Below are 13,344 nucleotides of genomic sequence, written 5' to 3'. Positions count from 1 at the left end.
TAGCCATTGACGTTTTATTATTTTTGGATATTCCATTTTACTCTCACTAAACAGGTTATTTAAGCACTTAGCTGATCTTTTATACCCACAGCCCCTAGCATCTCACCATCCAATAGCTTTAGTTGCCTTGTAGCCATATCACAGTAACGCGGGTCATGTGTCACCATGCAAATAGTGGTGCCGGCTGCATGTAGCTCACTTAATACATGCATAACTTGATCTCCCGATTTTGAGTCTAAATTACCCGTTGGCTCATCAACTAATAATATTGCCGGTTCAGTCACCAGCGCTCGGGCTATCGCCACGCGTTGCTGCTGTCCACCAGATAATTGGTTAGGTTTATGACTCATACGATGCCCAAGCCCTACTTTTTCAAGGCACGCTTTTACTTTTTCAGCAATTATTTGCTTGTTTGGTTTACAGTGGTGATAACGCAGTGGTAATGCCACGTTGTCGAACACACTTAACTCATCAATTAAATTAAATGATTGAAAAATAAATCCTATTTTTGCATTGCGAATTTCAGCAGCCTGATTCAGCGAAAGTGCAGAGACGTCTTTACCGTCAATTAAATATTCACCGCTGGTTGGCATATCAAGTAAACCCAATAATGAAAGTAATGTTGATTTACCACAGCCAGATGGCCCCGATATCGACAAGTATTCACCGCGATAAATACACAAATCAATACTACGCAGTGCATAGGTTTGTAACTCTTGGGTTTCAAATACCTTACTAATTCCTTTCATTGCTAATACGACATCGGCTTGGGTGTTCGTTATTTTTTGCTCTGTCATTATTTTTATCCTGTTCATTAGTTAATTAGAATTTCGCTATTGCTGCGAGTAAGGTTGGTTAAATCTGAAATAATCAATTGCTGATCTAACTGTGCGCCGCTTAGTATTTCGATAAAGCGCCCAGCCTCGCGACCAAATTTGATATCAACCAAGTGTGCGCTTTGCTGCTGTGAGTTTACCTGATACAGATCTCTTACACTGTGCGGTTTTACGTTTGCTGGGCGCTCGATATAAGTAACATCTTTTAGCTGTGCGACCTTAATATTGGCATCGACGGTTAATTGCGGCCGAACATTTTCAGGGAGCTCTTTAGGCAACGATAACTCTACCTCTACTGTATTATTACTCACCACAGGGCTGATGCGTGACACCTTTGCCATAACAACACCGCGGCGTGTATCTACTTCTGCGAGCTGCCCTAACCGAATATCATCTACTTGATTTTGTGGTACTTGAATAATTGCAATTAACGAATCAACCGAGCCGATAAGCGCAATTTCTTGCCCTGCATTTACGCTTTGCCCAAGCTCAATCGGTAAACGCTGTAATACCCCATCCATTCCCGCTACTACAGATAGATTGGCCAATTGTGTTTGTGCCATAACTACTAACCCTTGTTGCTGTTTAATTTGCTCAAGCTGAATGTTTTCAGATTCTATGTGCACGGCTTTTAGTTGCTCTGAACGTTGCTTAGCTATTGCTAATTGCTGGCGAAGTTGTTGCTCGTCTAACACGCTACGCTGATAATTAAGCGTTGAGACTATGCCCTGTTCAACCAAACTGGTTTCAGCTTTTAATTTTAGTTTGGCATTTTCGTAAGCGGCATGGCTTTGCGCCACATGAGAGCGCTCGTTTAATAACTCGCGAGTATTGTTTAATCTTAACTGGCGTAAGTTAGCATTGAGTTTATTAAGTTCTTGCTGCGCATTTTCGAGCTGTTGCTCAAGCGCTGGATTGGCTAACTGCACAATCACTGAGTCACTGGTCACTATTGCGCCTGGTTTTAATAAAATAGCCTGCACAGTGGCCAACGTTTTTGCCGTAAGCAATTGCTGCTGCGCAGATTTAAGTTCACCATAACCTGTAACCGTAATCGCAAGCGCGCCTTGGCGTACATCACTAATAATAATATTACTGCGCGATACTGACACACCTACTTGACTGCTGCGCTGATAAATCACTGCCACAATTAAAATAACAGCCAGTAATAAAATTAGCTTATGCCAAAGCGATAACTGCTTGACTACTTTTGTTTTTACTATGTCCATATTGCACCGCATTATGCTTTGTATATCTAAGCTATAGCGAAACACGTGCCAACATTAAAAATCAATAAATACAAACAATTACAAGTATGTACTATTTAAAAATTCTTATTGAGCGGCGATACCGGACTCCTCAGTATCAATTTGAGACTGGCCCTAGTTAAAGGCTTTCACTTCGACAGACACGCTAACCCAAAATCGGACGCAAGCAGTCCGTAATCGGACTGGAACACCTACTGAAATCACCTTTAAATAGCTAACAAGCTGAAATACAAAAATAAAATCACTGGCATAGAAATCGCTATACGCTACAATCAACCTGTGCTTATTCACCTATTTGGAAGTTTATGCCTGCCACTATTTTGATCATTGAAGATAGCCCCGAAATCCGCCTAAGCGCGCGCTTTATTTTAGAAGATAACGGCTACCAAGTGCTCGAATGCGACTCACCTTTTAGCGCGCAAGCAGTAGTTAAAGATAGCCAAGCGATTGACCTTATTTTGCTCGATATGAATTTTACCCGCGACACCACATCAGGTGACGAAGGTTTGGCGTTTTTACAGCACTTACATAAACAACAGTTAGATATCCCTGTCATCGCAATGACTGCGTGGTCGAGCGTAGATCTAGCGGTTCGCGCTATGCAACACGGTGCGTGTGACTTTATTGAAAAGCCATGGCAAAACCAGCGCTTATTAAAATTGCTCGATCAGCAACTCACACTTAAAAAGTTAAACAAACAAAATCAAAAGTTGCTGCAACAGCTTAACGATCATGCCTCGCCTGCATTTGTGTATCAGTCACACGCTATGCAACAACTGATAAGTCAGTTAGCTAAGGTAGCTAAAACCGATGCCAACATTTTACTAACCGGTGAAAATGGTACGGGTAAGAGCCAATTAGCACAATGGCTTCATCAGCAGTCTACGCGCCATACACAACCGTTTATTGCAGTGAATATGGGGGCTATTGTTGAATCGTTATTTGAAAGCGAAATGTTTGGTCATAAAAAAGGCGCGTTTACTGATGCTAAAAATGAGCGCATTGGCCGCTTTGAACTGGCCGATAACGGCAGTTTATTTTTAGACGAAATAGCCAATATACCACTACCACAACAAGCAAAATTATTACGGGTACTCGAAAGTCAAGAGTTTGAGATGGTTGGCGCGAGTCACACTAAAAAAACCAATGTACGCTTGATCAGTGCCACCAATGGCGATATTGCCACACTGATAAAACAAGGCCAGTTTAGAGAAGATTTATACTATCGGATAAACACTTTGGAGTTTGTAATACCGCCACTACGCGAACGCATTGAAGATATAGTGCCTTTGTGTGAGCACTTTATAAATTTACATGCTAAAAAATACTCAAGCACCATACTTACATTGAGTGAATGCGCTAAACATGAATTAAACCACTATACTTGGCCGGGCAATGTACGCGAGCTAAGCCATGTGATTGAACGGGCAATATTGTTAGCAACAACCGACACATTGACCGCCGATGACTTAAACCTGCACAGCAGTCAAATCAATAACACATTACCACTAATGACACTAGAGCACGCAGAGCGCCAATTAATTGATTTAGCCCTCAAGCAGACCCAAGGCCATATTCCTAACGCCGCTAAATTATTAGGTTTAGGTAAATCTTCTATGTATCGTCGCCTTGAAAAATACGGGATTACCGTATGAAAAGCAGTATGACACTTAGTTGTCTTTATCACTCATCGCTGGAACGCAGTTTAATTGGCTTTGCATTTTTTAGTAGCACTTTAGCAGCGTTGGGGTGCTATTTTATTGGCCAATATTTTGCTTTATCTGTTGTTACTTCTGCCGTTATCTCAATCCTATTTTTAGCTATTTATCTTAAGCTGTTTATTCGTACCTATAAAAAAGTGATCAACAGCTTTAACCGCAATTACGCCCACCTAGATGCCATTTTAAACGAAGATTATAACCAGCTCGTTAAGCCCAGCTATCAGGCGGGGAGTATTCACCAATTACAACAAAGCTTGATTGAGTTAAGTGAAGAGTTATTTAAAAAGAAGTCGCGATACGATCAGCATATTTTTTTGGTGTACCAATTAATTGAGCATTTTAATGTGCCGATCATGGTGCTCGATCAATATAATAAGCTCAGTTATGCCAATAATGCGTTTAGCGAATTTAAACAGACTCAATGGCAAACCTTACGCTATGCAAGCGCTGAACAATTAGGGCTTACAAAGCAAGACGCACATTGGCAATTTAGCGATGTTATTACAGCCCAGCAATGGCAAATACGCCACAGTGAATTTATAGAGCAAGGCAGCTGTCATCAACTTATTGTTATGATCGACATCACCTCAGCCCTTCGCGAAAGCCAACTGCAAGCATGGCAGCAAATTATTCGCGTACTCGGTCACGAAATTCGCAACTCACTCACACCAGTTACTGCAATGGCTGAAAATCTCGCCGTGAAGCTCACCGAACCACGACAAATACAAGCACTTAATGTTATAAGTGAGCGCTGTAATTATCTTAATGAATTTGTCACGCGCTATAGCGATATAAATAAACCACTGGCACTTAATATAGTAGCAATAGACACCGACACATTTTTAAAACAAGTGTGCGCAATATACCCTGACGTTGCATTTAGCTGCGTAACAGACGCCGCAACTTTTAAGGCCGACCGCACGTTTATTCATCAAGTCATGATCAATCTAATAAAAAATGCCATCGAAGCAAGCACCCCGCCCGTTAAAATAACATTAGGTGTGCATAAGCAAGGAAAAGTAAGCTGCATCACCATTGATGATAACGGCCAAGGCCTTGCCAACCCCGATAACATATTCGTGCCGTTTTACACCACTAAACAACAAGGTCAAGGGATTGGTCTAAGCTTTTGTCGCAACGTGATAGAGCAGCATCATGGTAGTTTGAGCTTAGCGAATAAAGAAAAACACCAAGGTGCAGTCGCAACAATACTATTGCCAGTGTAGCTAGCTTCGAAAAGAAATACTAAAAAGAACATTTAGTTTAATCAGCGAATACTTTGTAAAAGCAGCCCCTATTCTAAAAAACAACGATAAAAAAACCTGTACGCCCTCAAACTCAACTTCATGTAATACGCTGTAATATGTCTTTTGTGGTGGTCATTCTACACTTTCACTCGGTTACTGAGTAACTATATAACAGTGTGAATGCAATCTACAAAAGGAACAAGAAAATGTCTGATGAAAGCTTATATCTCGTTAAATTACAATTTCAATCTGGTGTTGTTGGTGGTGGCTCTATGGAAATTCAGTTTGCTGTAGATCCAAAAACAGGTTCATTAAATGGTCGAGCGAATGGCAGCATCCAAGAAGGAACGCAGCATTCACCTCATTTCACCGCTAGCGCATCGGGCCATATGCATGCAACTGGCTATAATGATGTAACTAAAGTTGGCGCGCTAACAGGTCAAGCAGTGGTGTCTTTTCCACCACCTGCAATTGGTAGTTACCAGTCACCTTTTACGACAAGCTTTGGCGTTGATAACCAATGGAATGGCAAAGGCAGTTTTTCAGTGGGTGATAATACCTACCAATGCAAAGTGACTCTAATTGACTAAATAGAACATAGTTTGCTCTACTAGATTAAATTAAGCGGCGTATAGTAACTTTGAACGTCGCTTAGCTCTCACCTGTTTAGGTTTTCTTGGCTCACGTTTTAACTAAAGCTGAAGGTAAACAAGTCCGCACGACTACAACTATATTTAAAGTATCTGTTGATTTAATACTGAGCAACTTGCTTCTATTTGATAAGTGCGCTGAAGAACAGTGTGAATTTGCTTTACGACTGTCCTTGTATGCATTACCTAGATTTTTAATCAATAAGTTAAGTTCTCTGCCAACTTGTTTTATGGCTCAACTTATCATGTATCGCGTTTTTAAAAGGCTTATTACCGTAACTCATAAACACTAGATAAATTTACACTTATATAATATAGAGCTTATTAACCATGCACTTCTGTGATGCAAGTAAATGCTGCGATGCTCTAAACATAGAACAACACAGCTTACTGGTTAAATGCTATTGTACTAATCCGCCATCAGCAATATTCCATTCATGTATGTTAGTGAGAATATCGCGTCCAGTTTTTCCAGCTTCAGAATACTGGCTATTACCAGCATGAAAACCAATTTTTAGCGGTGGAGTCGATAACTTACTCCAGCCATTGAGTAGAGCATCGTAGTTTTCAACCGACAATGCAATCCCTTCAAACATGCTACGCATATCACTGAGGTTAGAAATATCCCAATCACTTAAGTTCTGATCAAATGAAACCGCATTGCGAAACATACTGTTCATATAGGCAACGTCGGACACATTCCAGCGGCCAATGTCTTGATTAAATGCTGATGCACCATCAAACATATTGCCCATATAAAATACAAACCCAACTTTCCAACCACCTAAGTCTTGATTAAATGACACTGCATTAGCAAATAGTCCTGTCATCCTATAAACACCGCCAACTGTCCATCTGCCTATTGGTTGGTTGAATTGACTGGCATTATTAAACATGCGTATCATGTCTTTTAAGCTCGCTGTATCCCAATTGCTAATATCTTGATTAAAGTTCGTTGCACCATCAAACATATGCCCCATTCTTACGACACGAGACACATCCCAGCTTTCAAGAGCTTGATCAAATAAAATAGCACCTTGAAACATACCGGTCATATCAGTAATAGTAGAAACATCCCAATCGTTTATGTCTTGATTGAACGATTGCGCATACGAAAACATGTAAGAGAGATTCGTGACGTTTGATAAGTCAGGTGTATCTAAGGCATTAATAACAAGGTTAGAACAATTTATAAATGCGCGTTCCATAGATGTCCAACGAATATCACCCCACTGCTCTATGGTTATTAATTTGTTCCAATCAGCTTGCATTTCATCAAAGTAAAAACGTGGGAAGTCACCACTTATTTTAATAGTATAGGTTCCGCTGGTGTCGTATGTGTGGGTAATTGTATTAACAACATTACGGTCGATAGTGCCATCCCCCCACTCTATCTGGAAGTTATAACCTTCACCTTTCGTTGCAATTTTAATTGTATTAGCATCTGTTGAGAGCAGTTGTGTATTATCCGTTTTCCAGGTTGTGATAAATTCACGAGGTATAACCACCTCAACAGTGCGCTCAATACTTGCCGTGTTTCCTGCTTTATCTGTTGCAGTATAGGTAACTATGTATACACCTACGTTATTAACGTCAACCTCACCAAATACTGTCGCACTGATTGCACCATCAAAGTCATCAAGTGCCGACGCCCCTTGCTCTGAGTACTCTTCATTTAAGAATAACTTAATATACTCTTTACCAATGAGAGTAAGCAGCGGTGGCGAGATGTCTTTAGCCTCAAGTACTGTCACTTTTCGGGTAATTGAACCCGTATTACCAGCGGAATCGACTGCAGTATATGTAATTGTGTAGTCGCCGGGCGTACTTTCGTCCACTGAGCCTGAAATAGCGACACTGACTGTTCCATCCACATTGTCTTGTGCTTGCGCCCCTAGTTCTTGGTATGATTCGCCCAGCTCAAGAGAAATAGACTTTTCACCATTCAACGTTATAGTTGGCGCTTGTGTATCGTCGGGTGCAACCACTGTAATTGTTCTAATTACACTTGAAGAGTTTCCCGCGCTGTCAGTAGCAGTGTATATAAACGTATATACACCAGCTTGATTAAGGTTCAAAGAGCCTGACACGCTAACACTTACGCTACCGTCTTTATCGTCTGAAGCAGATGCACCTAACTCTTGGTAGCTATTGCCTATATTGAGCGTAATAGCTTGCGAACCGTTTAAAGTAATAACAGGCGCTGTTATATCTAGGTTTGAATTAGTTCCTGTGTCAGATTTTTCTGCACTACCAGAGCCACCGCCACAAGCAGATAATGTAAACAGAATGCACAAAATAAAAATATGCTTAAAGATAAATAAGCGATTAGTCGTCATTTTTTTTCCTTTAAAATGCCTCAATGTACGAACTTTGAATAAGGGTAAGTAATAAAGTAAAAATATATTTAGGGCGCGCATTCTACTATACCCACAATAGGTAATCTGTATTTATTTACCAATAGACTATTGTTGATAAGTTTTTTAATCAGCATGAGGGAAAGTTAAAACGATACGGATTGGCTAAAAAAGCTATGGTTCATCGTCAAATATTGGTTTGAGTGGCGCTCGAGTCCGCATTTCACTTTTCTATAGGCATAAAAAAACCCTTGCTAAAAAGCAAGGGCTATCAAAAGTGGTACCAGCGGCCGGACTTGAACCGGCACGCCTTGCGGCAGGGGATTTTGAATCCCCCATGTATACCAATTTCATCACGCTGGCATCATTTTTCTTTAACCTTCTAACATGAGAAGATAAAGAAAAACCACTTTAGAGCTAGGACTTATCAAGCTGTCTTTGTCTCTATGCCATGCATTATACAAACAATAAGAGGAGCAGCAAGCGTTTTTTACAAAACCACGATCAACCGCTTAACAATTGAGCAACCATTAACATTCACTCATAAAAGCGACTAGCTAGTATTTGTCTCGCTATTTGCTAAACTAGCGCACATATTAACTTTGTGAGTTTATTTATGTCTGCTGAATTTCCGCGTGCGAGCTTTTGGCGTCGCTTTGCGTCGTTAGTTTACGATACGTTAGCTATTATTGCATTTGCTATGCTAAGCGTTGTTTTGTATTTGTTTGCCGTACAAGGGCTTATTTCACTTGAGGTTATTAGTTTAAATGGTGCTGAGGATGTGTCTGCGCTAATTCAAAATTCACTATTGTTATCAGGTCTTCGCAGTACACTTTTAGTCGTTGTAGCGTTAGTGTTTTTTGGCTATTTTTGGACTAAGAGTGGCCAAACGATTGGTATGCGCGCATGGCGTTTAAAAGTACAAACTCGCGATGGTAAGCTAATTAGTTGGTCACAAGCCGTTATTCGTAGCGTAACCGCATTACTTGGCTTGGGTAATTTAGTGGTATTAGTTGATTTTAAAAACAAACGAGCGCTGCAAGATTACCTGTCTAAAACCGAGGTTGTTGCGCTAACAAAAGAAGAAAACAAACGAATTTATCGTTCTTTAGATTAGCAATAAGGAGCTAGGCTGCTAGCTCCCCATTATCAATTTCGCTTATTAAGCAAGTAAGTCGCAAAACCTATAAATATTATGCTTGGTAAAGTCGCCCCGATTATCGCAGGGATTTGATACACCATCACTACAGGACCAAATATTTCATTGGTTAGGTGAAATGCAATACCGGTTACTACGCCCATTACAATCCGCGCGCCCATCGTCACTGTACGCAGTGGGCCAAATATAAACGACAGCGCCACTAATAACATCACCGCTATCGATACTGGCTGCATAATTTTACGCCATAAAGCCAGCTCATAGGTGCTGGTATCTTGCTCATTTTGTTTTAAATAACCTAAATACGACCAAAGTCCTGTGAAAGAAAGCGCCTCTGGTTTTACCGATACTACACCCAGCTTTTCAGCTGTAAGTTGTGATTCGTAAAACTCTTCATCTTGTTGCTGTGTACTGATCAACTCTTCACTGAGTTGCAGTTTACTTACATCACGAAGTAACCAACCATCTTTACGGCCTACTGCTTCGCGAGCTTTAGTAATTTGTGTAAGTTGTAGTGATTTATCAAAATGATACATGTTCACACCGTGTAATACGCCGTTTTGGTCAACATCTTCTATATTAATAAAGTTATTACCATCTTTAGCCCATACACCTTGCTGAGCGTTAAATACATCGCCACCGTGTATAGCTTGATTACGCATTTCTTTCGCTTTGAGCTGTGCGGCCGGTGCGCCCCACTCGCCTAATACCATCATACAAAGCGCCATAAATATTGCAGTTTTCATCACTGAGACAATAATTTGCAAACGCGACATACCAGCAGCTTGCATAACCACCAGCTCACTATTTGACGCAAGTGCTCCAAGACCTGTTAAGCCACCAATTAAAGCGGCCATTGGGAAGAACACCACAAGATCGCCAGGCATGCTATATAATGTATATAACAATGCAGTTGCAATATCATAGCTACCGCGACCGACTGATTTAAGCTGCTCAATAAATTTAATCAGGGTACTGATCCCCACCAAGACCATCAAAGCAAAACCAGTGGTTTGCAAGATGCTACGGCCTAAGTACCAATCAAGCATTTTCATCATGCGCCATACTCCCGCTTAGTCAACACAGCTTTTAGCCAAGCACCGAGTGGCCGCCCTTTAATGATCAAAAAGCCGCCGATAAATAACGCCGTAAAGTGGATCCACCATAGGCCAATTGAAGGCGGAATTTTACCATCCTCAACTGCAAATTTTGCTGCATTCAATAAGATGAAATAACCTAAATACAAGCTTATGGCAGGTACTAACTTGGCAAACTTACCTTGGCGCGGATTAACGACACTCAGCGGTACTGCTAATAAAGTAAGTAGCGGAATAGAAAGCGGAATAGCAAGACGCCACTGCCACTGAGCAATCGCATCAGTCGTTTTCATCGCAAACAAATCAATGGTCGGCACAGCTTCAAGTTTGCGGCGTTGATGTTCTATCTCTTGCTCACGGATTTGTACACTATAGCCATCAAATTCGGTTAAATTGAGCGCTGGCGTTTCGCCGTCAGTTTCGTAACGCTTACCGTCACTGAGCACCAATTCCTGCTCACCGCTTTCTTGCTCGACCACCACACCCCGCTGCGCATATACTAACCGTGCGAGATTGTCTTTTTCACTATCGGGTAGTTGTGCTACAAATACTTTGTGTAATTCTTTGCCGCCGTTTTCGATATTGTGAATAAACACCACCGCTTTTTCGTTCCCTGTTTGTTGAAAGCGCCCAGCACGCAGCGCTGATAACCCGGCATCCGCTTTGGCTTGTTCTTTCAATTGATATTCTTGTTCACTCGCCCATGGGGCTATATATAAAGTCAGTACTCCCGCCAATAGCGCTAGTACCACACTAGAAACTAAGGTTACACGCACTACGTACCATTCACTAACGCCACAGGCTTTGAGAACAGTCATTTCACTGTCGGCATAAATGCGACTGTAGGCGAGAATAATCCCTAAAAAGATACTTAGCGGTAGTATTAATGATGCCAATTGCGGTAACTTTAGTGCAATCATCGACAGTACTAACTTAGCAGGAATACCGCCTTCAGAGGCGTCGCTTAGAATAACAACAAACTTTTGCGACAAAAAAATTGTCATCAAAGTTAAAAATACGGCGACCTGAGACTTTAAAACTTCAGTGGTCAAATAACGGAAAATTAGCAATGATCGCCCCTGTTAAACATGATGTTTTACTTCAAGAGTAAGAAAATTTGAGTAAACTTAGGGTTTTATTATATGTCATCAACATTAAATATCATACCTAGCAACTCGATATATTGTCGCATTAGTGGTATTGATGGCTACAAAAGTATAAAGTTCAAATACACATAATGAGTCAGCGTTTATAAGCTAATATTAAGCTAGTATCTGGATTTTTATTTTATTACCCTTATTTAAGGGTTAAATGACTCAAAATTAGGAGTAACAATGGAATTTAGCGTAAAAAGTGGTAGTCCTGAAAAGCAACGTAGCGCATGTATTGTAGTTGGCGTTTATGAGCCACGTCGTTTATCCCCCATTGGTGAACAACTCGATAAAATCAGTGATGGTTATATCTCTAATTTATTGCGTCGCGGCGACCTTGAAGGCAAGCCGGGACAAGTGCTGTTATTGCATCATGTACCCAATGTGTTAAGTGAACGCATACTATTGGTCGGCTGTGGTAAAGAACGCGAGCTAGACGACAAACAATACAAACAAATTATTTCAAAAACTATCAATACCCTAAATGAAACTGGGTCGATGGAAGCGGTATGCTTTTTAACTGAGCAACATGTTAAAAGTCGCGACACCTACTGGAAAGTCCGCCAAGCGGTCGAAACCACCCAAGACTGCTTGTACACATTTAACCAATTAAAAAGCAAAAAAAGTGACCCGCGTCGCCCGCTGCGTAAAATTGTGTTTAACGTGCCAACTCGCCGCGAACTTACCATTGGTGAAAGTGCCATTGAACATGGTCTAGCGATCGCTGCAGGTAGTAAGTTATGTAAAGACGTAGCGAACATGCCGCCAAACATCTGTAATCCTGCATATTTAGGTGAACAAGCGCAAGAACTTGCAGCTAACTTTGACAACGTTACAGTTGATATAATTGGCGAAGATAAAATGGCAGAGTTAGGTATGAATTCATACTTAGCAGTTGGTCGTGGTAGTGATAACGAATCTATTATGTCGGTAATTAACTACCAAGGCGGCGCGAAAGATCAAGCCCCAATCGTGCTAGTTGGTAAAGGTTTAACCTTTGACTCAGGTGGTATTTCACTCAAACCAGGCGAAGCCATGGATGAAATGAAATACGACATGGGCGGTGCAGCTGGTGTTATTGGCGCAATGCGTGCTTTGGTGCAAATGCAATTACCGATTAACGTAATTGGTGTACTCGCAGGTTGTGAAAACATGCCAAGCTCGAATGCTTATCGTCCGGGTGATATTTTGACCACTATGTCAGGGCAAACAGTTGAAGTACTAAATACCGACGCTGAAGGCCGCTTAGTATTATGTGATGCACTCACTTATGTTGAGCGCTTTGAACCTGAAACCGTGATTGATGTCGCTACTTTAACTGGCGCTTGTATTGTTGCCCTTGGCGCTCATGCAACGGGGTTATTATCTAACCACAACCCACTGGCACATGACTTGTTAAAAGCATCTGAGCAAAGTGGCGACCGTGCGTGGCAGTTGCCACTGTGGGATGATTATCAAGATCAACTAGAAAGCCCATTTGCTGATTTTACTAACTTAGGCGGCCGCTCTGCGGGAACGATAACAGCAGCATGCTTCTTATCTAAGTTTACTAAAAAGTATAACTGGGCCCATTTAGATATCGCAGGCACTGCTTGGCGCAGTGGTAAAAACAAAGGCGCAACAGGTCGACCGGTGCCAATGCTTACGCAATATTTACTCAACCGTGCCGGTGTAAGCGAAACCAGCCAAGATTAAACCCCGCGTTTAACAATACATTGTAAATTTAAATAAGGCGCTTTTTAGCGCCTTATTTATTCCCCACTTATTAACGTATAAATTAGCGTATTAATTGAAGCAAAACGCGTTATATGGCAAAATCCCTGCTTTGATTTAAGTATTATTTTCAATACTGTGGGAA

10 protein-coding genes and 1 tRNA gene are annotated in these 13,344 nt (G+C 41.2%); 5 read left to right on the top strand and 6 right to left on the bottom strand.

The features are described 5' to 3' along the window. Positions 1–59: 59 nt before the first annotated feature. Entirely contained in the window at positions 60–797 is a 738-nt protein-coding gene (locus H5180_RS09560; RefSeq protein WP_182734586.1) for an ABC transporter ATP-binding protein, read from the bottom strand. Between the two features lie 17 nt (positions 798–814). Beyond that, a complete protein-coding gene (locus H5180_RS09555) occupies positions 815–2,065 on the bottom strand; it encodes an HlyD family secretion protein (RefSeq protein ID WP_145235000.1) in 1,251 nt (416 codons plus the stop codon). 344 nt (positions 2,066–2,409) lie between these two features. Here H5180_RS09555 and H5180_RS09550 point away from each other — a divergent pair, with 344 nt between their 5' ends. From H5180_RS09550 to H5180_RS09540, 3 genes are all read left to right on the top strand, one after another. After that, positions 2,410–3,759, top strand: coding sequence for a sigma-54 dependent transcriptional regulator (locus tag H5180_RS09550; protein WP_182758137.1), 1,350 nt, complete (start codon positions 2,410–2,412; stop codon positions 3,757–3,759). Next, the gene (locus tag H5180_RS09545) at positions 3,756–5,051 is read left to right on the top strand and encodes a PAS domain-containing sensor histidine kinase (protein WP_259399559.1); all 1,296 of its coding nucleotides are present in this window, start codon (positions 3,756–3,758) and stop codon (positions 5,049–5,051) included. Before H5180_RS09550 ends, H5180_RS09545 begins: the two co-directional genes overlap by 4 nt. A gap of 227 nt (positions 5,052–5,278) precedes the next feature. Beyond that, positions 5,279–5,662, top strand: a complete 384-nt coding sequence (locus tag H5180_RS09540) for a DUF1842 domain-containing protein (RefSeq protein ID WP_182758136.1) — start codon at positions 5,279–5,281, stop codon at positions 5,660–5,662. 461 nt (positions 5,663–6,123) lie between these two features. Here the strand turns inward: H5180_RS09540 and H5180_RS09535 are convergent, their stop codons facing one another. Then, on the bottom strand, positions 6,124–8,061 hold the full coding sequence (locus H5180_RS09535) for a BspA family leucine-rich repeat surface protein (protein WP_182758135.1): 1,938 nt from the start codon (positions 8,059–8,061) through the stop codon (positions 6,124–6,126). Between the two features lie 296 nt (positions 8,062–8,357). Then, positions 8,358–8,442, bottom strand: a tRNA-Leu gene (locus H5180_RS09530). A 253-nt stretch (positions 8,443–8,695) separates the two neighbouring features. Here H5180_RS09530 and H5180_RS09525 point away from each other — a divergent pair. Next, positions 8,696–9,196, top strand: coding sequence for an RDD family protein (locus H5180_RS09525; RefSeq protein WP_145234991.1), 501 nt, complete (start codon positions 8,696–8,698; stop codon positions 9,194–9,196). A gap of 32 nt (positions 9,197–9,228) precedes the next feature. Here H5180_RS09525 and lptG read toward each other — a convergent pair whose 3' ends face one another. Further along, positions 9,229–10,296, bottom strand: a complete 1,068-nt coding sequence (gene lptG, locus H5180_RS09520; protein ID WP_145234989.1) for an LPS export ABC transporter permease LptG — start codon at positions 10,294–10,296, stop codon at positions 9,229–9,231. Continuing rightward, positions 10,293–11,405, bottom strand: a complete 1,113-nt coding sequence (lptF, locus tag H5180_RS09515) for an LPS export ABC transporter permease LptF (protein ID WP_145234987.1) — start codon at positions 11,403–11,405, stop codon at positions 10,293–10,295. Before lptF ends, lptG begins: the two co-directional genes overlap by 4 nt. Before the next feature lie 264 nt (positions 11,406–11,669). On the opposite strand from lptF, the gene pepA reads away from it, so the two are divergent. After that, entirely contained in the window at positions 11,670–13,181 is a 1,512-nt protein-coding gene (gene pepA, locus H5180_RS09510) for a leucyl aminopeptidase (RefSeq protein WP_145234985.1), read from the top strand. Positions 13,182–13,344: the final 163 nt, after the last annotated feature.

The sequence above is a fragment of the Pseudoalteromonas sp. SR41-4 genome, from assembly GCF_014163985.1.
Lineage (GTDB): Bacteria > Pseudomonadota > Gammaproteobacteria > Enterobacterales > Alteromonadaceae > Pseudoalteromonas > Pseudoalteromonas rhizosphaerae.
The sequence above is the reverse complement of the archived record's forward strand: the minus strand, read 5'-3'. Positions and strand labels throughout refer to the sequence as shown.

What these genes read in the sequence shown, in the direction of transcription:
- H5180_RS09560 (WP_182734586.1), bottom strand. Translation starts at nt 797, where the DNA reads ATGACAGAGCAAAAAATAACGAACACCCAAGCCGATGTCGTATTAGCA.
- H5180_RS09555 (WP_145235000.1), bottom strand. Translation starts at nt 2,065, where the DNA reads ATGGACATAGTAAAAACAAAAGTAGTCAAGCAGTTATCGCTTTGGCAT.
- H5180_RS09550 (WP_182758137.1), top strand. Translation starts at nt 2,410, where the DNA reads ATGCCTGCCACTATTTTGATCATTGAAGATAGCCCCGAAATCCGCCTA.
- H5180_RS09545 (WP_259399559.1), top strand. Translation starts at nt 3,756, where the DNA reads ATGAAAAGCAGTATGACACTTAGTTGTCTTTATCACTCATCGCTGGAA.
- H5180_RS09540 (WP_182758136.1), top strand. Translation starts at nt 5,279, where the DNA reads ATGTCTGATGAAAGCTTATATCTCGTTAAATTACAATTTCAATCTGGT.
- H5180_RS09535 (WP_182758135.1), bottom strand. Translation starts at nt 8,061, where the DNA reads ATGACGACTAATCGCTTATTTATCTTTAAGCATATTTTTATTTTGTGC.
- H5180_RS09525 (WP_145234991.1), top strand. Translation starts at nt 8,696, where the DNA reads ATGTCTGCTGAATTTCCGCGTGCGAGCTTTTGGCGTCGCTTTGCGTCG.
- lptG (WP_145234989.1), bottom strand. Translation starts at nt 10,296, where the DNA reads ATGATGAAAATGCTTGATTGGTACTTAGGCCGTAGCATCTTGCAAACC.
- pepA (WP_145234985.1), top strand. Translation starts at nt 11,670, where the DNA reads ATGGAATTTAGCGTAAAAAGTGGTAGTCCTGAAAAGCAACGTAGCGCA.